The following is a 25,431-nucleotide window of genomic DNA, read 5'->3' on the forward strand; positions in this document are numbered from 1 at the left end:
TTAAAAAAGCTGAGCCTAAAATTAAACCTCATGTCGCAATATCAGTATGACCACAAAAACCCTACTTTCATTCTCTGTGGTGAAGCGATGATTTTTCGATTCATGGGTGGCTAACGGGCAGTTTAGCTTAAGTACATTTTTTCACAAAGTTTAAAAAGCAAATTTTCCCAATTTTTATTTATAACAGCTTAACGTTGATTCGGGAATATTGAACTTCGCTACCTGCTAATTGAATTCTACTTCATCTGGAGACCTTTAAATTAAAATGTTTCCTTTCTTCTGACAGACTTATTAAATTTCGAAAACAATCAATTCAATCATCTTTTCGTATAGAAAAACTTATTAAGAAACATGCACTAGAAAAAATATAAATCATATATAGGAAATATCCCGTTTGAATGCTTGAGGAGGATATTATGAAACCTATGTTACCTAGTGAAAAATATTTCGGTAATTTAGAACTAGTTTATGCATTTTATGGGGCTATGCCTACAGGTGTTACTGTTTCAGAAACCGGTCGTATTTTCATTTGCTTTCCGAAATGGGGAGACGATGTTAAATTTACGGTGGGGGAAATTGTTGAGGATAAATTGCAGCCTTATCCCAATTTACAAACCAATTTGGTTAACCCCGAGAATATCACAATGACTTTCATCAGTGTCCAAAGTGTAGTTGCTGATGGAAGGGGAACGCTTTGGATATTAGATACAGCGGCACCCAATTTTTCTGAACCTATTAAAGGGGGGGCAAAATTAGTCGCTGTTGATTTAGAAACCAATACAATAAGGAAAGTATATACCTTTACAGAAGATGTTGTCCTGCCTACAACTTATCTGAATGATGTCCGTTTTGATTTTCGTGTTGGAAAAGCAGGTTATGCCTATATAACGGATTCTTCTTCAAGAGGACCAGGAGCTATTATCGTCTTAGATTTATCAAATGGAAACGCGTTTAGACGGTTAAATGGTGCAAATTCAACTTCACCCGATCCCTATTTTTTACCGAAAGTAGAAGGTCGAATATTAATGAATCGAAACAAAGATGGTTCAACTTCTCCATTTAGATTGGCTTCTGATAGTCTTGCGATTTCTCCCGATGGAAAGATATTATATTTTGCTCCACTAACCAGTCGACATTTGTTCTCGATCTCAACAGAAGTCCTGAGAGACAGAACAATACCGGATATGGATTTAACTTATCATGTGGAGTATTGGGGAGAAAAAGGTGCGTCTGATGGAATGATTACTGATGCAAAAGGAATCGTTTATGCTGGGGACTATGAAAATAACAGTATTCGAAAGATATTGCCGAATGGAGTAATGGAAACCCTTGCACATGATCCAAGAATACTATGGCCTGATACTTTTTCAATTGGCCCTGATGGATACTTATATGTTATTGTAAACCAATTACATCGGCAGGCCAGATTTCATTATGGGAGAGATTTACGAGAAAAACCTTATAGTTTACTTCGTATGAAAATTGGCGAATTACCTGCTCCGGCCTTTTAAAAATAATGGTCTACTTCCTTCAGAGAAGTAGGCCTTTTAGATGTTATTCAGCCACTTCTACCTTATTATGGATGCAGCTCCCCTGAACGATCATAAACCCAGGTTTAACTCTCTTTCTTAAAATGGGAGTTTTTATATAATTTATAAAGGATTTCAGGTAAGAAAACATATTTTGGGAAAAAGAAAAGCAAACCAATCCGTCATGAAATAAGGACGGCAATCAGCTTTTTCAAAAAAATAATGATTTATCCATAGCTGCTGTCAAGGACCTGAGCTTGAACCATTATCCATTTAATATAGAGTACAAGTAGCTGCGATACATTTCGCAGCCTGTTTTTTTATACCTCGACAATCATTCTATATAAAAAAGAAAAAAGGAGTCCTTTTGAGGAAGAATATGCTTCTGTGTTGAAAGTATACAACTTTTTTTATATTTTTTTACTTTATTTGTAGTGTATAACATTTACATTCTATAGAAGAAAATTATTTCTATAGGAGGTTTCCATGGATCAAAAGGATCAAAGTCGTCAATTAGACCAAATAAAGCAAATGCAAGAAATGTTTAAAGCGAACATGAAAACTCAGCCTTATCCCATGTACCCTAACTATGGGAAAATCACGCGTTACAAAGAAATTCCGATAAGTTTACCTGAACAGCGCCAGCTGCGCCATCCCGGAGTGGAAAAATTAATGGTACCCCTTCCAATTATCGAAAATCCTAACTATAAAGGGAGTGGAAAGCTATCTGGAAAAGTAGCACTTATTACAGGGGGGACAGTGGTATTGGTGCAGCAGTAGCAATTGCGTTTGCTAAAGAAGGCGCAAATGTTGCTATTTCATACTTAGATGAACATGAGGATGCAAATAGAACAAAAACGAGGATTGAACAACTCGGACAACGTTGTTTATTAATGCCTGGTGACTTGCGGGACAAACAACAGTGTGTCTCCATTGTAGAACAAACAGTAAATACGTTTGAACGTCTCGATATTCTTTGTAACCACGTTGGTATCCAATTCCAACAGTTAAGTCTGCTTGACATTACAGATGAACAATTCGATGACACCTTCAAAGTTAATATATACTCTCATTTTTACACAACAAGAGCAGCGCTTCCTCATTTAAAACCGGGCAGCTCAATCATTGGCACTTCTTCAGTGGTGACGTATGTAGGTGAGCAGAAAATGATTGATTTTACGGCCACAAAAGGGGCAATAGTTGGCTGGACACGTGCCTTGGCTAAAAATGTCGTGAAACAAGGGATCCGAGTCAATGCCGTCGCCCCCGGCCGAATTTGGACCCCACTTATTTCAGCAAGTTTCTCGTCAGACCAAGTCGCTGTTTATGGAGCATTTAATCCAATGGAACGAGTTGCCCATCCATTTGAACTCGCACCAACCTTTGTCTATCTTGCTTCTGATGATTCTCGTTTTGTTACTGGTCAAGTTCTTCATGTTGATGGGGGAGAATCCACACATTCCTAATGGAAGGGGTTTACGATTTTGAGATATGAATTTAATCCAGAAGTAAAGTTATTGCTAGTAAACCATTCAAATGAAAAAGTAACGATGGTCTATATGGAGGATTCCTGGCCAATGTCTAAAATTGCACTTAGGCCACCGTACTATTGCTACCCAAGTTACGAGCTGAATTATCCAATAATATGAATAATAAACATGGCACTTGCATCTTGTAGACGTTATATTAAAAAATGCAAGTGCCTAGTGAATATTCTAGTGAATAAGATTGTATTTTTAGAGAAGTCTATAAGCTGAAAATAATGGAATAAGTTCAAAAATGAAATTGCGGAACAGTCGAACCTGCTATTTGCAGGTTTATTAGTGGCCTTTTTTAAGATGGGAGCTTCTCACAGTATTTCCTTTCCAAACAAATGATTTGATTTGGAAGGACTAGATAGATAAGATAGTAATATCGCGAATTACCGATTTGGCATGATGCTTTCAGATCCTCTATCCAGCTTTCATTGGGATAGTGATAATCGATATAGAAAGAGGCAAATGACATTGGAACGATTAAATGATGAACAAGCCGTTGAAATTTTTAAGGCATTGTCGAACCAGACAAGGGTGAGCATTCTTCAAATGCTAAAAGATCCCGACAGTCATTTTTCACCGCAAACCCATATTATTGCCGATGAAGGATTTAAAGGTGGGGTTTGCGTAGGGGATATCCGAAACAAGGCGGGGATATCGCAATCCACTACTTCACAGTATTTATCGATTCTGCTGCAAAGCGGACTTGTTGAAATAAAGCGAATCGGACAATGGACGTATTATCGCCGTAATGAGGAGACGATTAAAAAGTTCGAAAAATACATTGGTACAAAAATTTAAGGAAAATTTAAGTGAGTTTTTTACCCCTCTCACTCGCACTTTATTTATCGATTTATCGGAAAATCCCGATACAATTCCTGGTCCGATTCCTTTAGGATTTCGTGTTGGGCGCAAACAGTTATTAGAAAATCAATTTCATTGATGTCAACCACCTGGCATTTGTATTGTATTTTTCAAAGCGCCCTCCCGGGGAAGTCATACAGGAGCTTGGAGAGTTTGTGCGGCTTTACTTTCCGACTCATGAAATTCCAGTTTGAGATTAGTCTTTAATAAAATTAGGGAAGAAGATGAACTAATGTCTAAACATGCAAAACTAAGCGAAATTCCATTCTCGGTGCTGGATCTTTCACCGATAACAGCCGGAAGTACTCCTGCTCTCTCTTTCCGCCATACATTGGAACTCGCACAGCTTGCTGAAACACTTGGTTACAACCGTTTTTGGCTCGCTGAACATCATAATATGCCGTTTATCGCCAGTTCCGCCACTTCTGTTGTGATGTCCCATGTGGCAGCCGGTACATCAAAAATCAGGATTGGTTCAGGAGGAATCATGCTGCCAAATCACGCACCGCTCGTCATCGCTGAGCAGTTTGGCACTCTTGAATCCTTATATCCTGGGCGAATTGACCTTGGTCTGGGGCGGGCACCCGGTACAGATCAAAGGACCGCTCGTGCATTAAGACGCGACTTGGGAAGTACCGGAGATGACTTTCCTGAGCAATTAGCGGAACTCCGCGGTTACTTTGATCCATCCCTGGCCCAAGGAAATCCTATAAAATCGATTCCAGGTGAAGGTTTGAATATTCCAATTTGGCTGCTGGGTTCAAGCGGCTTCAGTGCGCAGCTGGCCGGAGAATTGGGTTTGCCTTTCGCGTTTGCCGCCCATTTCTCACCACTTAACACTCTGGGTGCTCTACAGATCTATCGCCGGGCGTTTAAGCCTTCGAATGTTCTCGATAAACCGTATGCGATGGTGGCATTGAATATCATTACAGCAGAAACAGATAAAGAGGCAAAGCGCCTTTTTACAACACTACAGCAGCAATTTTTGAATCTGATGAGCGGCAACCTTACACCGCTTCAACCACCGGTAGATGACATATCCGAAGTGGCCAGCAGCTATCAAATAAAGGCTCTCGAGCAGCAATTAGGATCTTCGATTGTTGGCAGCCAGCAGACGATAAAGGACAAGCTGCATACATTTTTGGAGGAGAGTCAGGCTGATGAAATCATGGCCATTGCCCAAGTTTTCGACCACAAAGCTCGCCTGAATTCATACGATCTTCTGGCAGAAATCACAAAAAGCGAAAGGTAAAAAGGCCATCAGCCAAGGAAACCTTTTTAATTTTTCTAAGGCATTAACGATGGATGAAACCTGAGATCAGGTTATGAGGTTGTTTACAGGATTCCGTAATTAAAAAGATAAAAGTTGTTAGAATAGGAGACAATAATATGAACTGCAAAATTAACCGAAATGCTGCTAAAGTGCTGAAACAAATGTTGGAAAGTGAAGAGGCTGAAGGGAAAATGGTTCGTGTCTACGTTACATTGGACCATGGGGACCATGCCCATTATGAAGTAAAACTTGATACGCCCACGGACCATGATGAAATTGTGAAAACAGACAAAGGCATTGATGTTTTACTTGATAAAAGGGAACCGTTTTTAGATGGGGTTTGGATCAAGTATTTCTATGTGCCGCAAGCAGGATTTGACATCACGAATTCTTCCAAAGGGCATCACCATCATTAAACACGTGACAGAGCGATACTAACTGTTTTTATACCCTCATATATCTAGCAGAAACATATACTAAACACGGTAGATTACTTGTATGAATTGTGTTAAATGAGAATAATACCAACGATGCTTTATAATTTTAAATTCATATTTCAAAATGAATTTCAATACAAAATAGGTTTTAAGAAGGAAGGGTTTTTACTATGTCATTAAATGGTAAACGAGTAGTTGTTTTAGGGGGTACTTCTGGTATTGGTTTAGCAACTGCCAAAGCGTTTCTCGATCAATCTGCTCAAGTGATCATTGCCAGCCGTTCTGTTTCCAAATTAAATGAAGCAAAACAAGTTCTTGGTGGCAATGTGGAAGGAATTGAAATCGATTTTCGAAGCGAAGAAAAAGTAGCAGAATTTTTCAGTAAGGTTGGAAAATTTGACCACCTTGTGGTAACCGCAGGAGAAGGAGCAATGGGGCACTTTAGTGAATTGCCTGTGGCAAGTGCTAAAGAGGCATTTGATAGTAAGTTCTGGGGGCAATATATTACCGTCCGTTCAGCACTTCCGTATTTAAACAAGGAGAGCTCAATCACCTTAACCTCTGGTGTATATGGCGTCCGTCCACCTCAAGGCGCTTCTACGTTAGCGGCAATCAATTCAGCCATTGAAGGATTGGTTCGAGGACTTTCCGTAGACTTAGCCCCTATTAGGGTAAACGTGGTTTCACCTGGAATTGTAGACACTCCAATTTATGCTGGAATGCCAGATGATCAAAGGCAAGCACTGTTCAACGGCATTGCACAACAGCTCCCAGTTGGACGTATTGCAAAGCCGGAAGACATAGCTGAAACCTATGTATACCTTGCTAAAAATGGTTTTACTACTGGTACAGCTGTTCTTATTGATGGTGGAGCCCGCTTAGTATAATGGCCTAAATGGATGTTGAACGGAAGCTTATCATCCTGCCAAGTAGCTGTTCTAACTAAAGCAGAAATAAAGTAAGAATTAAGTAATATACTGGTGGCAATACTGCAAAGGAGTATTGCCGCCTTTTTTGTTAATAGGTACAAAAAAAAACAAAAGGAAGTGTTGATTTTTAATGAGTCTACATGATGAAAATAAATTAACAAAAATAAAAAATTCCCTTGAAAGTCGTGTAGTAACATTGCCTGATGGAACTTCTCTGCCAAGAATAGGACAAGGAACCTGGTATATGGGAGAAAATCCTCAAATGAGAGAAAGGGAAATCAAAGCTTTGCAACTCGGAATTGAATTAGGCATGAAACTAATAGATACAGCGGAAATGTATGGTGATGGCGATTCTGAACGCTTAGTAGGTGACGCTATTAAAGGACGAAGAGATGAAGTCTTTTTAGTATCAAAGGTTTATCCTCATCATGCAGGATTAGATATGATTGCCAAAGCGTGTGATAACAGTCTAAAAAGGCTGGGAACCGATCATCTTGATTTGTACCTTTTACACTGGCGAGGACGTGTGCCATTAGCAGAAACCATTGAAGGAATAGAAAAGTTACGCAAGGAAGGAAAAATAGTAAGGTGGGGAGTCTCCAATTTTGATTCCGATGATATGAAAGAGTTATGGAACACCACTAATGGAAACAATTGTATGATTAATCAAGTATTATATCATCTTGGTTCAAGGGGTATAGAGTATGATCTCTTACCATGGCAGCGAGAACATCACATGCCTATTATGGCATATAGCCCGCTCGCTCAAGGAGGTACTTTAAGAAGACAACTGTTAACGGATCCAACCATTTTAGAAATTGCAGAAAAGTACGCTGTACAACCCTTACAAATCGCTCTCGCTTGGACAATCCGGTCTAACAATTGTCTAGCTATTCCAAAAGCTGTACAAGAAGAGCATGTACTAGCAAATGCGGAAGCTGCTATTATTGAATTAACAAAAGAGGATTTAAATAGACTTGATGAAGTATTTCTGCAACCGACTAGAAAAATGCCTTTGGACATTTTATAGAAACTTTGAGGATAGACAAGAGAGAAGGGATTGAATGTGTATGTCAACAGAGGTATCGGGAAGATTTACTCCATGCAGCCCAGAGGAGGCTCCAGGCCTAGGATTCTGAAGTAAGTAAATACACTGACTAGGCCGATGGGTAATAACAAATAACAGAAAAAGACCTTTCCCGATACTTCTTTTGTGTTAACAAGAATACGACTACCCCAGGGTGGTCGCTGCTCTCCTAGCAACTTCGGGATTACATTTTAGGTAACTCATTCTTAAATAAGGCGACTTTTTAAAGAATTAATCCGGGATACTCCCACAGACCAAGCTGCCCTTTTGCAGGAATAGACTCCTTTAACGTCCGCATCCCTTCCACTTCCCAGGCGTAACCGCCTACCCGATAATCACCTAACAAAAATTCAATACCCGAAACAATTCGCCCATCTTCCAGTACCGCCCAAGTTTCATTGTTTTCAACCACTCTTATGCAATTTTTCAGTTCACAGACGCCAATGATCACACCTGTCGGGAGGTCTTCTCCTGAATATCCGTGTTTTTGGAGCAGCTCCTGAACCCTCGGGTAGCCGCAGGCGGCATTGTCCGGTTTTTTGCTTGTATGAATCGCTAATGGACCTCGATAGTTGGTTCTCCATGTCCTCGTTTCATATTTGGACTCGCCAAGGACAAACAAACTAGCCCAAGGCTGAATCATTGATAGAATTTTCATTTAGCCCGTCCCCAATCAGAGAAATGTATGACTAGGGTTCCCTTACCGAAAGAAAGTATATACTTGCTTCGTTACATTCATTTAAATTTGTTACGGCCAAACTGTAACTTGTTCGAAAAGTATCTATAATTTTAGGAAGATAGGATGAAAGAAGCTTTTACATAAAAACAGAGCAAAGAAAAAGGGTATGGGGTCTTCATATTTGAAAAAATCGGGGGACGAAATGTTTCGATTAAGAAATCATTACCAAAAAGATGAATTTATGATCATCAACATTGTTTATGACTACAGCTCAAAAGTTAAAACGTATACTTTTTTAGCGGAAAGTTTCTGTAAAATGTCCCTTGCCGTCCCACCGGACATTCGGGGTTAGAATTTTCATGCATTCCAAACAACTCATTATCTTGTACCACATTAACAGCCTTGTATACGTCAAGGAGTGTAATTTCCGACATTTTCTTGGCAAGCTTAGCTCCTGCGATTCCTGGATTCACTTCGACCAATCCCGCTTTCTTCAACATCCCTATAAGTTTCCTGATTACAGCAGCGTTCGTGTTGACGCTTGAAGCCAGAAAATCGGATGAGCTAATCCCTTCCTTATTAAACTCAATTAACGACAATATATGAATTCCAACAGAAAATCGACTGCTGATGGACATAAAGCATCCCTTCCATTTGTAATTAATTCAATTACAGGTTTATTATACCTTAAAATCATAAAGAATAACAAAGGACAAACCGTTTTATTGTTGACTTGACATAGACCTGCAATTATAATTATTACAGGTAATTAAGTCAGTTACATCTTTATAGTGAATCTGGGAGGGATTATTTTATGAAAATGTTAGTTACAGGCGCCACTGGAAAACTAGGAACAAAAATCGTGGATACCTTATTAAACTCTGTTCCTGCTGAGCAAGTGGCTGTCAGTGTCCGCAACACTGAAAAAGCTGCAGGATTAAAAGCCCGCGGAGTAGACGTCCGGCAGGGGGATTTTGATAGCCCTGAAACATTGGATACAGCATTTGCCGGCATCGACCGCTTGTTAATCATTTCTGCTGATGGGGACAATGAAACAAGAATCCGCCAGCATACAAACGCTGTCGCTGCAGCGGAGCGCGCCGGTGTTAAATTTATTGCATATACAAGTATAGCTAATGCTCCAGAAAGCACTAATCTAATGGCTCCGCCTCATGTTGCTACTGAAGCAGCCATTAAAAAAACAGGTATCCCTTATTCATTCCTTCGCAATAACTGGTACCTCGAAAATGAAATTCCAACCATCCAGGCTGTCATGGCAGGGGCACCATGGGTTACATCAGCAGGTAATGGCAAGGTAGGCTGGGCAACACAGCGGGACTATGCAGAAGCTGCTGCTGCAGTCCTAGCAGGTAATGGCCACGAAAACACAATCTATGAGTTGTCAGGGAAGTTATTGACCCAGGAAGAACTTGTATCCGAACTGGGCAATGTCCTGGGTAAAGATGTCAATGTGCAACATGTGGATGACACTGCCTATGCGGCTATTATGAAAGATGCAGGTCTCCCTGATTTCATCATCCCGCTCCTAGTCGGCATTCAGGAAAGCATACGCAACGGCTCTTTGGAAATTGAGAGCAATGATTTCAAAAAGGTTCTTGGACGTCAGGCTACACCGGTCAAAGAGGCATTAACTGAAATTGTTAATGAAATTTCCCAGACAAAATAAACATAAAAACCGGCCTTTCTTAAATAGGAATGGCCGGTTTTTATGTCATTTACGTTTTATAGTGGGAAGGCTTCGGCTTTGCTAGAGTACCTTTTTTCTGCAAAAACCGGGAGAAATCAGTCCTCGTCCCAAGAGTTAACAAAGACAATAAAAAACCCGTCCCAGCCTTAAACATGAAGTCTAAAAACTGGGCAACGGGTTACCTTGATAAAATCTGTTCTTTTATCAAAAAACTGCTAGGTATACTGGCCGAGAACATCACCAAAATGTTCCGACCTAAAGGTGGAACATTTTGGTGATGTAATATGGTCTCAATAGCGGTTCATAGTAGTGGTAAATTTAAGGCTGTTTCAATATTTTGTAAATTCAAGTTGATCTGTTCATTTTTATTCCAAGGATGGTACCAGCCCTGTTCTATCATATAGCTTGAGACTTGCTCATGCAAATTAATTGAGTCCTCTAAATGGCGTATGAGAATTTCTTTAATTTCAGGTGTTCCTGCTTCTGTAACTGCAAAGGCATAATTTCTAACCTCGCTTTTGGCTGAATTTAAAAGATCCATTGCAATTACTTGGTCAGTAAGTGCATTTAAACCAGTTAAATTTTCTACGAATGGATTCATTTTTTTATTCATCTCCTAATTTTATTGCTGTGCTTTGGATAGGATAGAAGAAAATTCCTGCAATTGTCTAGTGGATGTTTTGACATCCTGTTGCATAATGTCTAGCAGCTTTTGATCGGTTACCAAGGCTCTCATTGTTTTGGACTTGCTCATACAAAGAGTCTTGAATGCTGCCATTTCTTGAACCTCAAGGACTTCGTGTAAGGCATAGTTCATTTCGGACAACTCCTTTCTTTATGGTTTCAAGACAACTTTGATACAATCATCCATTTTTGTGTCAAAAATCTCATATCCACGCTTTGCTTCACTAAGTGGAAGTACATGACTTACGACATCTCCTGGATCAATTTTTCCGGACGTAACTAATTCAAACATATATGGCATATAGTGGATGACAGGTGCTTGTCCGGAGCGGATATTGATATTTCGCTGCATAATATCTCCAAGAGGGAAACCATTATATCTGCCGCCGTAAACGCCAGTAACTTGAATTGTCCCGCCTTTACGCACTGCTTGTGAAGCCATGATAAACGCACTTAATGCTCCGCCATGAAGCTTCATTCCGCTTGCAAGGAACTCCATATCAGTCATTTTACCGTCCATACCAACTGCATCAATGACAACATCAGCGCCGCCTTTGGTGATTTCCTTCAGGTAACTTCCTACATTCTCATGGTCCTCAAAGTTAACAATTTCTACTTTGTTGGTGCGCTTTGCGTGCTGCAGGCGATAATTGACATAATCAACGGCAATGACTCGCTTTGCCCCTTTTAACCAACAGAATTTTTGAGCAAAAAGACCAACCGGACCACAGCCAAGAACAATAACTGTATCTCCATCCTTTACACCTGCATTGTCAACACTCCAAAAACCAGTAGTCATCGCATCGGCAATAACTGCTAACTTTTCATCTGGTTCTTCACAAGTCTCTGGAATTTTGAAATGAGTAAAGTTGGCAAATGGCACTCTTAAATATTCAGCTTGCCCACCTGGATAGCCACCCGTCGTACCAGAATATCCGAAATAGGCACCCATATCACCATTATCATTTGAATTATCACATTGGCTTTCCAAATGGTTTTTACAGTAATGGCATTCACCACATGCTATATTAAAGGGGATAATTACTCGATCTCCCTTTTTTAGCTTAGTCACACCTGGACCAACTTCTTCGACGATCCCCATTGGTTCATGGCCAATAACATAGTTTTCTTGCAGGTTAGGAATCATGCCATGAATTAAATGTAAATCAGACCCACATATAGCTGTACTTGTTACTTTAATAATCATGTCATCTGGTTTTTCAATCTTTGGATCTGGAACTTCTTTGACTACAACATTTTTAATACCTTGATACGTTACTGCCTTCATTGGTTACAGCCTCCAGTGTTAGTGGTCATCCGGTGTCCGGTCAAACATACCTTTTCTATTGGTCTCAACAGGGAATAGATTCATTTTGCCAATCATCAATGTATTGTTGGCAGAGAGTTGATCTAGTTTATACTGTTCACCTAGTTCGTATGGATGGAACCATTTTTTATTAATCATTAGTTCTGTAATTTCTTGGTGCATGGCAATCCCTTGCATTAACTGGTTTCGTAAGAGCGTTCTAACATCAGGTGATGCAGCCTCCGTTAATGCAACCGCAATATTGCGCACACCTTCTTTGGCACGAAGAAGTAAATCCATCGCAAAAGTGGTATCTGCTAGCTCTGGTACGTGTAGCGAGTTTATAGGGTCTAAATAGTCATTGTTCAATGAATTTGCCTTCCTTTCAATTTATTATTGGTGTTGGCCGGTTTTGAGGAACAGGCGCTTCAAAAGGTGCACGTTGATAAATTGCCTGTAATTCTCCAAGTGCTTGCATGGATTGTTCAACATCTTTTTGCATTAATGCTCTCAAATCATCATCAAATACCAGTCCTTGCATTAGTTTTGATTTCGCTAAGCAAAGGGTTTTAAAATTAATAACTTCATGTAGATCCAAAGACTCATGATCGGCTAATTTTTGAATATCCATTTTGGTTCCCTCCTTTTTGACTAACTATACAAATACAAAGGTATTATTCCAAATTTCCAATGAATCATTCTTTAATAGTTTTTTTAAGAGGTAGGAAAAACGCTGATTAAATGGGCTGGATTAATCATAATGTAGTGAAAATTCATTCATAAGGTATCTCTAATAAATATTCGATATATTTTGATTAAAAGGGCATAGGGTTAACCCATACAACTTAGGAAAAGAAAATGAAAACTTCAAGCTGTATCTATTTAAAAGTGTCTATTATTGGGGTCCTGCCGACAAAACGGGTATATTAGACTTGGCATTAAACTAAAATCATAGCTATCGAGTGTTTTCTGGACAGGAAAAGCAGCTTGTTTAAGCCTACTTTGTCTTTGATTTTCTTCTCTAGACTCTGATTCTGCTTCTAGTAATGCCAATAGGAATTCCTCATAGCTTAAGTTACGATCCTCAGCTTCTCTTGCGAGAGAACGATATTGTGCAGCAATAGTCGGAATCTGTAGTTGTTTAGATAAGTGATCTAAAAGTAGTTCAGTTGTCACCTCCGCGTGCCTCCTGTCAAATTGTTTAATGGTACAATGCGTGAGATCTTGATTTTTGCCATTGTCAGGTCATTTTTTACAGCAATTGCTGCGCCTTGTTATTTTCATCTAATTAGTTTTTTACAGCCTGCATTTTTTATTTTTTTAAAGAGATACTATATAAAAATAAATAAAGAGGTAAGAATTATGCACGATAAAGGGAAGATTACAGCCTATCAAATGGCACTGATGATATATCCAACGATTTACGCCACAGCTGTTCTAATGGTTCCAGAAATTACAGGTCAATATGTGGGACGCGATAGTTGGGCAGCACCCATTTTAGGTTCCTTAAATGGATTTTTTACTGCCTATGTCCTTTATAAATTACATAAGATGTATCCAAATGAATCACTTATTCAATATAGTAAACATATTATTGGGCCCTTTCTAAGTAAAATACTTGGATTATTCTACCTGTTCTTTTTCTTGTATATGTGTGGGTTCATTTTAAAGGAGTATTATTTTTTCATTGGAATTTCCCTTTTACCAAAAACTCCAATGATTGTAGTTATAGGAAGCGTTGTTATTATGGCATCTCTCGCTATAACTGGAGGAGTAGAGGTGCTTGGGAGAGCTTCCCAACTATTCATTCCTATTTTCATTCTCCCTATACCGATATTTACAATCATGCTTCTTAAAGACTTGGATCCAAAGAATGTTCTACCGATCTTGGAACATGGTTTGTTACCTTTGCTTAAAGGTTCCGCTGCCCCGCAGGCTTGGTTTAGTGAGGTATTCCTTATTTCTATGTTTCTCCCATTTTTAAAAGATCCTGAAAAAGGATTGAAATGGAGTTTTATCTCAGTATTTGCGGTTATGCTTAGTCTTGTTAGTTTAAATTTACTGACTACTTTCCTATTTGGAGAGATGACTGCTAGTTACACTTTTCCTGTTTTCAAGGCTGTACGGATTATCAGTCTTTCTGATTTTTTTGAACATTTAGAAGCGGGAATTATCACTATTTGGATTTTAGGTGCGTATATCAAAATTACAGTCTTCTTTTATGCATTAGTTTTGGGTACCGCACAATGGTTGAACCTTTCAGACTTCAAGCCAATCGTTTTACCATTCGGTTTATTAATATCTCTATTTGCTATTTGGGAATTCGCTAATTTACAGGAACAGTTTGAATTTTCAAAGTTCATCTTCCCGTTTTATGTTCCATTTATGTTAACTGTTCTACCAACAATATTATTGATTATTGCTAAGATACGGACAAGAAATACTATGAAGAAAGAGCCACCACGTATATCAAATTATTAGAAAAGGTTGTTTTTCAAACATTTTATCTCAGACCCTTCCTTTTCCGTTTTGATCTTTTTGATCGAAAATCAATCAGTCTAATAAAAAATGATGTTTTAGTAAATAGGAAATTCGCTAACAGAAAGGACTTGTTCAACTTGTTTCGAATTTTAAAAAAACGTCCTCAAAAACAACATCCTATTGAAGGAATGAGTAACCGAAATCTTCCTCTGTCATCAGAGTTGGATAAAAATCTTCAAATTCTAAAATCCATTTATAAGGGTTGCATTGATGTAATCTATCATCCTTTTTTAATTGCCGGAAAAACAAAAGCCCTCCTTGTATATATTGATGGCTTATCTGATACAGAACAAATAGATTCTAGCGTCCTTGCTCCTTTAATGTCTAAAACAATTGATAAATCGATTAACCTTCAAGAGACATGTGAAAAGATACAATTATCAAATATACGAGTTGTCAAGACATATGATGATTGTATAAAGAACATTTCTAATGGAAACCCTATCCTTTTAATGGAACATGAGGAACAAGGAGCGGCTTTAGGACTAGCCAAATGGGATAAGAGGTCCATTAAAGAACCTGAATCCGAAAGCGTAATCCGGGGACCAAGAGAAGGATTTGTGGAAACTTTGGGAGTCAATATTTCCATGCTTCGGCGAAAAATCAAAAGTCCTAACTTAAAAATGAATAAAATGAATATCGGGAGTTATTCTGATACAAGTATAATCATTGCTTATATAGAGGGAATTGCTAATCAGTCATTAATAGATGAGGTTCAAAACAGACTACAGAAAGTCGAAATCGACAGTGTTTTGGAAAGCGGATATATCGAGGAATTGATAGAGGATAATGTTTTTTCACCGTTTCCGCAGTTACTTGATACGGAACGACCAGATGTCGCCGCAGCTAACCTATTGGAAGGACGTGTCGTCATATTAGTAGATGGTACTCCTTTCGTTCTAATTGCTCCTGTAAGCTTTTTTTCTTTTTTTCAGGCACCTGATGACTATTACCAACGTTATTTTATTAGTTCTGTTATAAGAATAATGCGTCTTTTCTTTATGTTAATTTCTGTATTCTTACCTTCGCTCTATGTCGCAGTTTCCAGCTTCCATCAGGAGATGGTACCTACAACCTTGATATTAAGTATGGCATCGTTACGGGAAAGTGTCCCATTTACTGCCTTGATAGAGGCAGTAATAATGGAGATTGTTTTCGAAGCGCTTCGTGAAGCAGGGCTCCGTCTACCTAAACAAGTCGGAGCTGCAGTAAGCATTGTAGGGGCATTAGTTATCGGGCAAGCTGCTGTTCAAGCAGGACTTGTTTCTCCTCTCATGGTAATTGTTGTGGCGATTACAGGCATTGCTTCTTTTATGGTTCCTCGCTACTCAGAAGGAATTGCTTTAAGATTGATTCGCTTTCCCATCATGATGCTTGCTGGAACGATGGGGCTATATGGATTAGTGCTTGGTTTTATTGCGATAGTCATCCATTTATGTAAATTACGCTCCTTCGGTGTTCCATATCTTTCACCAATAGCCCCAACAATAGGACGAGAAATGAAGGATGCTTTTATACGTTTTCCTTGGTGGATGTTAAATACACGACCACATTTAACTGGAAGAATTAATAAGTATAGACAGGCTCCCAATCAGCAACCAAAACCAAAAAAATAGATGAAACATACTGAAATTTAAAGGAAGGGAATTGAATGATACTTTGTTTCGAATAATGAAAGCTATTCTTGCCTTCTTTCTTGTTCTTTCACAGTGTGTTTTGCTAACTGGTTGCTGGGATAATAAGGAACTAAATCAATTAGCCATCATAGTAGGTGCAGCCATTGATAAAGAAAAAAATAATAAAATTAAATTAACTGTTCAAGTCTTCCTTCCTCAATCACAAAGTGGTGGGCAACAAAGTAGTTCTGGTAAGGCCCAAGTAGAGATCAAATCAGCTGTTGGAACAAACATGGCTGATGCTGCATCCAATCTTCAACGTGAATATTCACGCAAACTTTTTTGGGGACATTGTAAAACATATATCTTTGGCCGATCCCTCTCTGAAAAAGGGAACCTCGGAAGACAAATTGACTTCATAGACCGTCACCCAGAGCCTCGCGAGGATTCTCGTTTATATGTCAGTGATGGAAAGGCAGCTGACATTTTACAGCTATCACCTTCATTAGAAAAATATGTAGGAGATGTGCTTCGAAAGATGTCGGAAATGCATGTTGGTGCAAATATTACATTGAAAGATTTTGAACTGATGGTTACAAGTGAAGGAGGAGGTGCACTATTACCGCTTATTAAAATCAAGCATCAAAATAATGATGATAGGAAAATGAATGTCTCTCCCATCATTGGTGGCACAGCTATTTTTAAAAGAGATAAAATGATTGGGAGAATTAATGAAGTTGAATCAAAAGGATTATTATGGGTAAAAAATCAAAATGAATTACCTGAAATAACAGGGTATCCCAAAAAAGGGCAAACCATTTCACTATATCTGAAAAGAACAAAGACAAATCTGATTCCAAAAATTGAAAAAGGAAAATGGAGTGTCACTATATATATATCAAAGGAAGGGATGATTGTTCAAAATGGAAGCAAAATAAATATTATGAGTAAGAAAAATACAAAAAGAGTAGAAAATTATATAGAAAAAGACGTTTCTAATTCCATAGAGAAAGCCCTTAAGCAGGTAAAGGATGGAATGAAGGTGGATCCCTTTGGATTTGCTACTGCTTTTCATCGTAAATACCCAAAAGAATGGGAAAAAGTAAAAGATCACTGGGAAGTTGTTCTTCCAGATATCTATGTAGAAACGAAAGTTAAGGTACATGTACTCGAGCCTGGGTTGTCGACCACTACTTTGGAGTGAAATGAAAAAGGAGCAAATAAATGAAGATATTTGAGCTTATAGGAATATTTATATTAGTTTTTCTGATCCTCTTACTTGAATGGCGGAAGTTATATCCAAATCAAAAAAAAGAAAAAAGAATACTTGTGACCTTAACAGCAATAAGCTTGCTAGTTGCTATCTTACTTCTTTACTTTCCAGAAATTCCGGGTCCAACTCAAATGATTAGTTCCCTCTTTTTCCCGCTAGGGAGGATGCTTGAATAAAATATCAATCACTAGAATTTCAATCTATCCAATCAGCCAAGTCATTGATGGAAGCACTAGATATTATTAAAAATATGAATGATTCCGGTAAACGGAAGGGCTTCAGAAGGAGCTCCTCTTCATTTCCATTGTTAAACACCTCCTAAAAATATAATTGACTTTTTTCTAATGAGTATGTTTGTTAATATATGGTAATTCAAAAAAATATTTTCTTTGAAGGCATTATTAAATATGAAGTAGAAACAATCACCTTATCGCTAGGTTAGCTGTTCAAGTTTCTCCAGCACATTCTATTGGTGAAATTATTATTACATATGAATATCGTGACAAAATGTATCAAGCAAACTCCGTGGATTTTCAATCCTACAAATAAAGTTTGTGAATAATTGTACTTAAGCTATAGGGTGCAAGAGTTGCAGATCCAGCTACCATTTTGGTGGCTTTTTTGTTATTGCACTAAACGTACTATTTTTGGCAATCCTGTTCAGTTATTAAGGTACCCGAAACGGGTGTTTTATGAGAAAAAGTAAAAACTAATAAAGTATGAAACCTTCCAAAAATTGATGTTTTTAGCAGTTATAATGAAAGTATCAATATAGTTGAACAATCGTCATTAGCTTTTTTTCAACAATCGGGCCATATCATTGAACAAGGATCCTTATATTTCTATGAATTAGTGAATTCAAAATAGTATCTTGAATCATTAAGATAAATAAAAGTTATTTAAATAGAAAGAAAATGGATATCATAATTATAACTTACAAATATTTTCGAACATGGAAATCCTTCATCATAGCTCAAATGATCATGGCATTCCATATGCTTTTATCGGAGAACCCTTGTGCGAATGGATCGGCCTAATTTATTACTTGAAGTGGAATTACCTGTACTCATTTTTTTATTACATCATAATTGGGATTGGAATTCGAGCTCTATTACTTAAAATCGTTTCTTCTTCCAAATAGATGCCACAACGATAAATGAAAATTAACGCAACTATTTTCGATATAACCAATGTTTATTTGAGACTAACCTTTCTCGTTATGACAGCCCACACCATTAACATAATTATTCAAAGAAAGCCTCAGATTTAGTTTATCTGAGGCTTTTCGAATGTATATAATGGTTAGCATCAAATTTTATGGCTACAACAACGGAAAAAGGAGGCGGGCGCCTTGCTGCATTAACCGCTGTGAAGGAGAGCGTTGTAATAAGTCTTCCATTTGCAACGGGACAGAATCATTAAGGTCTCGTTCGAATTGTTCTGTAAGATCCCTTGCCACGTCCTTACTGTACATGAATTCACATACTTCGTAATTTAAGCGAAAGCTTCTCATATCATAGTTTGCGGCTCCCACTTCAGCTACTTCCTCATCGACGACTAACGACTTAGCGTGTAGCATTCCTTTGTTATATAAGTAAATTTGAACCCCTGCTTCCAGCAGCTCTCCATAAAAAGTAAAGCTTGCAAGTTCAACGAGTTTTTGATTCACTTGACGAGGAACCAGCAATCTTACACGTACACCACGGGCCACTGCTGTCTTTAGCGCCATAATAATATCTTCATCAGGTACAAAGTATGGTGTCGTAATATCAATGGTCTTTGTTGCTTGCGTCAGGGCAGTATAATACGCCTCCCTAATGACTGGAGTAGGAATCTCTGGATTGCCTTCGAATGTCTGAACATATGCCTCGTGTGTTTTTTTACTGGTCGGGACTGAATTCGCGTCTGTGCTATCTATAGTTCCTAACTCACTGCTCCATTCTGTCATCATTGAAGATAAGTTTGGGCTGGTTGAAGGGGTAATTAGGGAACTCTTATTTTCTGTTTTTGTTTTCATCCTCGATCTTTTCCTCATATGTTCCGGTGAAGCGATATTCCAATGAGCTTCGAAGATCCTTTGCAAGTCAACTGAGGCTTCACCCACAATTCTTACATGGGTATCACGCCAGTACCCTACGTCCGGCTTTAATCCAGTATATTCATCCCCAACATTAATACCGCCAGTAAAAGCTTCCATATTATCGATAACGACAATCTTACAATGATCCCGGTTATTCAACGTTGAGAATATCCAAGGAAAACGTAATGGGAAAATGGTGCGACATTCAATTCCTGCATCCATCATCCGAAGAATCTGAGTTTTGGACAACTTCTTGCTCCCCCACCCATCTCTTATAAAGCGGATATGCACACCGTCCAATGCCCGTTCAATCAGTAAGTCCGTAATACGATTTCCAATTTGGTCATCTCTATATATATAATATTCAAGGTCAATCGTTTTTTTGGCGTTTTGTATAGATTCCATAAGTTTATCATACGTTTTAATCCCATTTATAAGCACTTGTAATTGACTATTCCTAATTCCTTCCACTGTCAAATATTTCAATGCTTGTGCAATTACCCGGGCTGATCTACCAAAGGAATCAGGCAATGCGTCCGATTCATTGTGTGGAGAAGTAAGCCTTTTACGAAGATTAATCCGTGGTGGATTCGATGTGATGAGATAGAAAACAAAACCAATAACAGGGAAGATGAAATTGATTGTTAACCAATTCAGAGCCACTGCCGGTCGACGTACCTCGCGAATCGCAATGATTAGCATAAATACTGAATTAAACAAAAAAAGCCCAAAAATCCATTCCAAAAAAATCCCTCCTCCATTATTTTTTTAGGGTGTGCAACTACAACTCGTTTATACTTTTATAAGTTATTATCAAGCCGAAGACAGAGAACATATATATACACATTTCTTATAATGAATAAATTAAATAAATACCGTGAAAAATGCGGTTTGGAGCCCATTAAGTAGACCGAACTTTAAGTAACATGGAACTCATAATCTATAATGGATAGTTAGATGAAACGCGGATGACGGGAAACTGTCACGTTCCGTGTGGAGCAGGGGAAAAGGGAGCGATAACTTCAACCCCTTACCTATCTGTCATTAACAAAGAGTCGTAGATGCGGCTCTTTTTCTTGTTCCACTAATGGTCAGTTTACTTGAATAAGCACACTTTCCTTGGTATTAGTTTTTGTAAATTTTGGTATATTCTAACTTATTTCTGGATTTTTGAATTATAATAGTTTTAATTTGAATAGACTTTTATAGGAGGTGTGCAAATTGACTAAAGTATTTATGCAAATAAGCAGATTGTTTCTAGGGGTCGTTTTTTTGGTTGCAGGTCTAAACGGTTATTTTGTCATCTTTGGACTTGAACCATTTATAGCAACTAGCCCCGAAGCAATGGCGTTATTCAAATTTGAATATTTATTAATTGCAGAAAAATCTTTAGAGATTATATGTGGAATTTTACTCTTAATCAATCTGTTCATCCCATTAGCCATTGCAATATTGTCTCCAATTATAGCCAATATTTTTTTACTCCATTTGTTCCTAGACCATTCATTACTTCTTTTAGCAATAATGCTTATCATCACTTATGGTTATTTGTTGTATTATTACAGAAATAACTTTAAAAGTATTTTGGAGAAAAAAACTTCTCGATAATTCTTTGTGCAGCTCATTATCTATCTTTCGTGCAAGGTTTCTTATTCAAGTAATGGGTGCTTTGCTTAAATAGAAGCAAGGCATTTTTCTAATTGAAGTAACGTGGCAGGATAGTGGAATAAGACAATCTTATTTAATCATATCTTTAGGAAAAATAAATTAGGTGTGATAAGTGAATATGAAAAAACAAAATCAAGTTATCTTCTACACAATTAAAGGTTCAACAATTAAAAAATTTTTAATACTAGATTGTATTACTGGTACAGGTATTTATTATGCATTTAAAATCATTTCATCAAGCGTTTTAGTTGGAGTTTTAGGATGCATTGTTTGTACCGAGGGCATTAAAAGATTACCTAGCAAACAGGTGCGTTGATCCAAAAGGATTAACGTTTTTTTTATAGAAACTAATAAGCATCCTTAATTTGACTAACGAGGCAAGTTAGTTTAACAAGAGATGCCTAATGTCAAAATAAAAAAAGCTTGGGTTAAATTTCCCCAAGCTCATCTACACAAGAATTATTAAAGAATAACTTTCTATTTGATCACTTGTATCATAATTTTGGTGACGTAATGTTCCTTATGATTCATTACAACTGTATCATAAATATACTCTTCAAAAACATAATCACCTAAGGCTAAATTTAAACGTTCCATCTCTGAAAAAAGTCGCTGATATGTTTTATTTATTGTTTTCTCATCGCCTATATGATATCCAATGAGAAAATCACCCTTAACACTTTTAAAATACGGATATCCTTCCTTTGGATTTGGTTGCTCAATATATAAATAGCTATAATTAGTGAATTCTCCCTTTAATACTTGTTCCCGTTTCGTTATAACACCTATTGGGTACCCTGTATCAAGTTGTGATACGTTCAATTCATTAATAAAATCTGAAACGACCTCTACAAATTCTTCATCGGTTATATTTTCAATATTTCTACTTAAATAAAGTGTTACTTCTGGTAATTGTTCAAAAGTAACTTGATGAAAATCAAGGTGTGACGCTTCTTCCATTAATGCAATTTTTGCCTCAATAATTTTTTTCTTCGCTTCTATTTCCTGAAGTTTTTTCACAATCTCTTCCTTTTTTTGATACATTAAGGACAAAAAACTTTCAGGCGATTTATTTTGCGTATATTGTTGAATATCGTTTAGCGACATTCCAATATCCTTTAATAAATCAATAACAAAGAATAGCTCTATCTGGCGGATTGAATAATACCGGTAACCTTTTTCATTTTTCAATACCGGAGAAAAAAGCCCAATTTGATCGTAATAAAAGAGTGTCTGTTTGTTTATTCTGCAAAGCTTTGCGAATTCACCTGTAGTTAAATATTTTCCATTTTTTTCATTCATTATTTACAGCTCCACCCTTGACTATATAGTTACTATATACACTAGGATGGGATTTGTAAATAAATGAATACAATACTAGTAAGTTTGCGGTTTAGTTTTGTTAAGGAGAATGTAAAAGATGAAGACTCATAATGTCACTTTAGGATTATTATTATTAAATTTATTCATTGCCTTTTTGGGAATTGGTCTTGTAATTCCAGTCTTACCTACGCTGATGAATGAATTAGGCATTACTGGAACAACAATTGGTTATTTAACAGCAGCATTTGCAATTGCTCAATTGGTAGTTTCACCATTTGCAGGGAAAGCAGCTGATAAATTCGGCAGGAAAATTATGATTGTCATTGGCTTATTTATTTTCGGGATATCCGAAATATTATTCGGAATCGGAAAAGAAATAGAAATGTTATTTATCTCTCGTATTTTAGGTGGAATTAGTGCTGCATTCATTATGCCAGCCGTTACAGCTTTTATTGCTGATATTACAAATTTGGATACTCGCCCGAAAGCATTAGGTTATATGTCAGCAGCAATTAGTACAGGATTTATTATTGGTCCAGGTATTGGTGGATTTTTAGCGGAATTTGGAACACGTATACCATTCTTCTTTGCAGGAGCACTTGGGACAATCGCGGCTATACTCTCTATTATTTTATTATCTGAGCCGAATCGTAAAGAAGAGCATAATGAACAACTCTCCGACGGTAAGTTTGGCTATAAACGTATTTTTGCCCCAAAATATTTCCTTGCGTTTATTTTAATTTTTATTGCCTCATTTGGATTAGCAGCTTTTGAATCGTTCTTTAGTCTATTTGTGGACCATAAATTTCATTTTAAACCATCCGATATAGCCATTGTTATCACAGGTGGTGCAATTTTTGGTGCAGTTTCACAAGTTGTTTTATTTGATCGGCTGACACGAATATGGGGAGAAATTAAACTGATTCGATACAGCTTAATTTTATCAGCCTTACTTGTCTTTTTAATGACTGTTGTTCATTCATACTTCTCTATTTTACTTGTTACATTTATTGTTTTTGTAGGATTTGATTTATTCCGGCCAGCAGTTACTTCATACCTATCAAATATCGCCGGGAACGAACAAGGTTTCGTTGGTGGTATGAACTCTATGTTCACAAGTTTAGCGAACATTAGTGGACCCATTCTAGGGGGGATATTATTTGATATAGATATTAACTACCCTTACTACTTTTCGACTGTGATACTAGTTCTGGGAATAGTTATTACATTGTTCTGGAAGAAGCAAGCAAGTAATTCTTCAAACGAAGTGAAGGCTAGTGTAGCTAATTAATTAAATTGAAATAAAGACGAAAATTGTGAAACAATATTCTTAAACTATGAAAATTAACTTCTGTAATTTAGTGAAAAAGGCAATACTGAAGAGAACCCAGCTCATTTGTTTTTTAAAAAATAGGTCTTCGAACCTCTAACAGAATGAGCTGCTTCAATTAATGCTGATCTCAAATACTTATTTCCTTTTTTTGTTTTAGCTGATTTTCTTTTCCCGGCACTTTCGTTTTGCCCAGGAACTAAACCTGCCCAGGAACACATATGAGGTGCACTCGGGAATTGTTTCTTTATATCCGTTCCAATTTCAGCTAAAATTTGTTCAGCCATTCTGGTGACTATACCAGGAATTGAATCTAATCTCTCCACATCTTCTTGATAGATACTCACTCTTTTCGCAACTTCCTTATTGAGCAATTCAATCTCTTCAGTTAAAAAATCAATATGTTCGATCTGGAATATAGCTAGCTTTCAGAAGTCCATGTCGAAGAAGTTTGGCAATCCATTCTGCATCCTTAACATCTGTTTTGCGTCCGGGGACAGCTTTCATGTGTTGAGCATTCACAACTAAAAACTCTATATCTTCAGCTTCAAGTAAATTAACAATTGGCTTCCAATATACACTTGTACTCTCCATGGCAACAGCCGTAGAATCAGTATTGACGGTTTAAAACAATTTTCATTCTCTGTGGTGCAGCGACGATTTTTTCGCTGCATGGATGGCTAACGGGTATAGTTGAATAAAGCCATAAAAAGAATGCAATAGTTTTCATTTTCCTTAAAAACTGTATGCTATAAGCATTCTTATTTATATAAAAATGGCATGAATATGGGCTTTTTTTCATACTATTTTTTGGGGGTGATTAAATGCCAAGAGTAAATTATCGAAGTTATGAGGTAGATGAAATGGCAAGGATGATGAGAGCAGAAGCTGAAGGTGAAGGAAAACAAGGAATGTTATATGTTGGAAATGTAATTGTGAATCGGTGTGTAGCAACCTGTTTAGACTTCAAAGATGTAAGAACTATTCATGATGTAATATTTCAAGTACAAGGTGGAAATTATTCTTTTGAAGCAGTTCAAAAGGGAAATGTTTTTTATCAAAGAGCAAGAACATCTGAAAAAAGATTAGCAAAACAAAATTTGAATTATTGGAGAGATCACCCAGCGAAATTTGCATTATGGTATTTTAATCCACATGGTCCATGTCCTCCAACATGGTACGGTCAACCTCATACTGGTCAATTTAAAGAACATTGTTTTTATGAACCAAAACCTGGAACGTGTGATAGTGTTTATCGCGGTTAAGCTTACTCTTTGAGTAAGCTTTTTCCATGTTCGGAATATTTACATAAAATAAAATTCCTGCATTATTAAGGTGGTTCAGGAATTTCAATCCATAAAAGATTGGATGTAAAATTCAGCCCATAATGTAGCCCAAGATAATTGTAATCTAAGATTCTTCTCCATAAGTCTCCAATTTTCTGTTTTGTTGCAACAGCAAATATAATCTACGAATAAGTGTTTCCTTCCTTTTTTTCTTCTCTAACACTTTACTTTTAAGATTAAATGACATATTCGCACCTCGAAAAATTTTATATTTAGTATTTTG

At 37.3% G+C, this 25,431-nt stretch carries 24 protein-coding genes and 3 pseudogenes; 16 read left to right on the forward strand and 11 right to left on the reverse strand.

Annotation, left to right across the window (positions count from 1 at the left end; all coding sequences use genetic code 11):
• Positions 1-416 precede the first annotated feature (416 nt).
• The 7 genes and pseudogenes from ACIQXV_RS16970 (at position 417) to ACIQXV_RS17000 (ending at position 7,597) form a co-directional block, all read left to right on the forward strand.
• A complete protein-coding gene (locus ACIQXV_RS16970) occupies positions 417-1,511 on the forward strand; it encodes an L-dopachrome tautomerase-related protein (RefSeq protein WP_402960395.1) in 1,095 nt (364 codons plus the stop codon).
• A gap of 504 nt (positions 1,512-2,015) precedes the next feature.
• Positions 2,016-2,995: pseudogene (locus ACIQXV_RS16975) on the forward strand (SDR family oxidoreductase).
• A gap of 618 nt (positions 2,996-3,613) precedes the next feature.
• Positions 3,614-3,865 carry an ArsR/SmtB family transcription factor gene (locus tag ACIQXV_RS16980; protein WP_402960461.1) on the forward strand — a complete coding sequence of 84 codons (252 nt, stop codon included), beginning with the start codon at positions 3,614-3,616 and terminating at the stop codon, positions 3,863-3,865.
• A gap of 295 nt (positions 3,866-4,160) precedes the next feature.
• A complete protein-coding gene (locus ACIQXV_RS16985; RefSeq protein ID WP_402960396.1) occupies positions 4,161-5,180 on the forward strand; it encodes an LLM class flavin-dependent oxidoreductase in 1,020 nt (339 codons plus the stop codon).
• Positions 5,181-5,317: 137 nt separating this feature from the next.
• Positions 5,318-5,617, forward strand: a complete 300-nt coding sequence (locus ACIQXV_RS16990; protein ID WP_192654929.1) for an iron-sulfur cluster assembly accessory protein — start codon at positions 5,318-5,320, stop codon at positions 5,615-5,617.
• 191 nt (positions 5,618-5,808) lie between these two features.
• Positions 5,809-6,525: an SDR family oxidoreductase gene (locus ACIQXV_RS16995; protein WP_402960397.1), complete on the forward strand. Its 717-nt coding sequence runs from the start codon at positions 5,809-5,811 to the stop codon at positions 6,523-6,525.
• 172 nt (positions 6,526-6,697) lie between these two features.
• Positions 6,698-7,597 carry an aldo/keto reductase gene (locus tag ACIQXV_RS17000; RefSeq protein ID WP_402960398.1) on the forward strand — a complete coding sequence of 300 codons (900 nt, stop codon included), beginning with the start codon at positions 6,698-6,700 and terminating at the stop codon, positions 7,595-7,597.
• Between the two features lie 280 nt (positions 7,598-7,877).
• On the opposite strand, the gene ACIQXV_RS17005 is transcribed toward ACIQXV_RS17000, so the two are convergent.
• Entirely contained in the window at positions 7,878-8,312 is a 435-nt protein-coding gene (locus tag ACIQXV_RS17005) for an ASCH domain-containing protein (RefSeq protein WP_402960399.1), read from the reverse strand.
• Positions 8,313-8,659: 347 nt separating this feature from the next.
• A pseudogene (locus ACIQXV_RS17010) lies at positions 8,660-8,971 on the reverse strand (Rrf2 family transcriptional regulator); the annotation flags it as partial.
• A 176-nt stretch (positions 8,972-9,147) separates the two neighbouring features.
• On the opposite strand from ACIQXV_RS17010, the gene ACIQXV_RS17015 reads away from it, so the two are divergent.
• Entirely contained in the window at positions 9,148-10,020 is an 873-nt protein-coding gene (locus ACIQXV_RS17015) for an SDR family oxidoreductase (protein WP_402960400.1), read from the forward strand.
• A gap of 322 nt (positions 10,021-10,342) precedes the next feature.
• On the opposite strand, the gene ACIQXV_RS17020 is transcribed toward ACIQXV_RS17015, so the two are convergent.
• From ACIQXV_RS17020 to ACIQXV_RS17045, 6 genes are all read right to left on the reverse strand, one after another.
• A complete protein-coding gene (locus tag ACIQXV_RS17020; protein ID WP_402960401.1) occupies positions 10,343-10,642 on the reverse strand; it encodes a spore coat protein in 300 nt (99 codons plus the stop codon).
• 21 nt (positions 10,643-10,663) lie between these two features.
• On the reverse strand, positions 10,664-10,858 hold the full coding sequence (locus ACIQXV_RS17025) for a hypothetical protein (RefSeq protein ID WP_402960402.1): 195 nt from the start codon (positions 10,856-10,858) through the stop codon (positions 10,664-10,666).
• 18 nt (positions 10,859-10,876) lie between these two features.
• Entirely contained in the window at positions 10,877-12,013 is a 1,137-nt protein-coding gene (locus ACIQXV_RS17030) for a zinc-dependent alcohol dehydrogenase (RefSeq protein WP_402960403.1), read from the reverse strand.
• 18 nt (positions 12,014-12,031) lie between these two features.
• A complete protein-coding gene (locus ACIQXV_RS17035; protein ID WP_402960404.1) occupies positions 12,032-12,400 on the reverse strand; it encodes a spore coat protein in 369 nt (122 codons plus the stop codon).
• Between the two features lie 16 nt (positions 12,401-12,416).
• Positions 12,417-12,662: a spore gernimation protein GerQ gene (locus ACIQXV_RS17040; protein WP_335538550.1), complete on the reverse strand. Its 246-nt coding sequence runs from the start codon at positions 12,660-12,662 to the stop codon at positions 12,417-12,419.
• Between the two features lie 251 nt (positions 12,663-12,913).
• Positions 12,914-13,207, reverse strand: coding sequence for an ATP-binding protein (locus ACIQXV_RS17045; protein WP_402960405.1), 294 nt, complete (start codon positions 13,205-13,207; stop codon positions 12,914-12,916).
• A 48-nt stretch (positions 13,208-13,255) separates the two neighbouring features.
• Between ACIQXV_RS17045 and ACIQXV_RS17050 the strand changes: the two genes are divergently transcribed.
• The 4 genes from ACIQXV_RS17050 (at position 13,256) to ACIQXV_RS17065 (ending at position 17,637) form a co-directional block, all read left to right on the forward strand.
• Entirely contained in the window at positions 13,256-14,512 is a 1,257-nt protein-coding gene (locus ACIQXV_RS17050; protein ID WP_402960406.1) for a GerAB/ArcD/ProY family transporter, read from the forward strand.
• A 188-nt stretch (positions 14,513-14,700) separates the two neighbouring features.
• Positions 14,701-16,188: a spore germination protein gene (locus tag ACIQXV_RS17055; protein WP_402960407.1), complete on the forward strand. Its 1,488-nt coding sequence runs from the start codon at positions 14,701-14,703 to the stop codon at positions 16,186-16,188.
• Between the two features lie 31 nt (positions 16,189-16,219).
• Positions 16,220-17,392, forward strand: a complete 1,173-nt coding sequence (locus ACIQXV_RS17060) for a Ger(x)C family spore germination protein (RefSeq protein WP_402960408.1) — start codon at positions 16,220-16,222, stop codon at positions 17,390-17,392.
• A 20-nt stretch (positions 17,393-17,412) separates the two neighbouring features.
• A complete protein-coding gene (locus ACIQXV_RS17065; RefSeq protein WP_402960409.1) occupies positions 17,413-17,637 on the forward strand; it encodes a hypothetical protein in 225 nt (74 codons plus the stop codon).
• Positions 17,638-18,782: 1,145 nt separating this feature from the next.
• Here the strand turns inward: ACIQXV_RS17065 and ACIQXV_RS17070 are convergent.
• Positions 18,783-20,285 carry a phospholipase D-like domain-containing protein gene (locus ACIQXV_RS17070; protein WP_402960410.1) on the reverse strand — a complete coding sequence of 501 codons (1,503 nt, stop codon included), beginning with the start codon at positions 20,283-20,285 and terminating at the stop codon, positions 18,783-18,785.
• A gap of 477 nt (positions 20,286-20,762) precedes the next feature.
• On the opposite strand from ACIQXV_RS17070, the gene ACIQXV_RS17075 reads away from it, so the two are divergent.
• Both ACIQXV_RS17075 and ACIQXV_RS17080 read left to right on the forward strand, forming a co-directional pair.
• Positions 20,763-21,149 (forward strand): DoxX family membrane protein, encoded by a 387-nt coding sequence (locus tag ACIQXV_RS17075; protein ID WP_402960411.1) that lies wholly within the window; start codon positions 20,763-20,765, stop codon positions 21,147-21,149.
• Between the two features lie 178 nt (positions 21,150-21,327).
• Positions 21,328-21,525 carry a hypothetical protein gene (locus ACIQXV_RS17080; RefSeq protein ID WP_402960412.1) on the forward strand — a complete coding sequence of 66 codons (198 nt, stop codon included), beginning with the start codon at positions 21,328-21,330 and terminating at the stop codon, positions 21,523-21,525.
• Positions 21,526-21,686: 161 nt separating this feature from the next.
• Here ACIQXV_RS17080 and ACIQXV_RS17085 read toward each other — a convergent pair whose 3' ends face one another.
• Positions 21,687-22,511, reverse strand: a complete 825-nt coding sequence (locus ACIQXV_RS17085; RefSeq protein WP_402960413.1) for a MerR family transcriptional regulator — start codon at positions 22,509-22,511, stop codon at positions 21,687-21,689.
• 118 nt (positions 22,512-22,629) lie between these two features.
• On the opposite strand from ACIQXV_RS17085, the gene norA reads away from it, so the two are divergent.
• Positions 22,630-23,823 (forward strand): multidrug efflux MFS transporter NorA, encoded by a 1,194-nt coding sequence (gene norA / locus ACIQXV_RS17090; RefSeq protein ID WP_402960414.1) that lies wholly within the window; start codon positions 22,630-22,632, stop codon positions 23,821-23,823.
• A gap of 119 nt (positions 23,824-23,942) precedes the next feature.
• Here norA and ACIQXV_RS17095 read toward each other — a convergent pair.
• A pseudogene (locus ACIQXV_RS17095) lies at positions 23,943-24,468 on the reverse strand (transposase); the annotation flags it as partial.
• A gap of 218 nt (positions 24,469-24,686) precedes the next feature.
• Between ACIQXV_RS17095 and ACIQXV_RS17100 the strand changes: the two are divergent.
• Entirely contained in the window at positions 24,687-25,127 is a 441-nt protein-coding gene (locus tag ACIQXV_RS17100; RefSeq protein WP_402960415.1) for a cell wall hydrolase, read from the forward strand.
• Positions 25,128-25,431 lie beyond the last annotated feature (304 nt).

Origin of the sequence: Neobacillus sp. NPDC097160 (assembly GCF_044762155.1) — a bacterium.
Classification (GTDB): Bacteria; Bacillota; Bacilli; order Bacillales; family Cytobacillaceae; genus Neobacillus.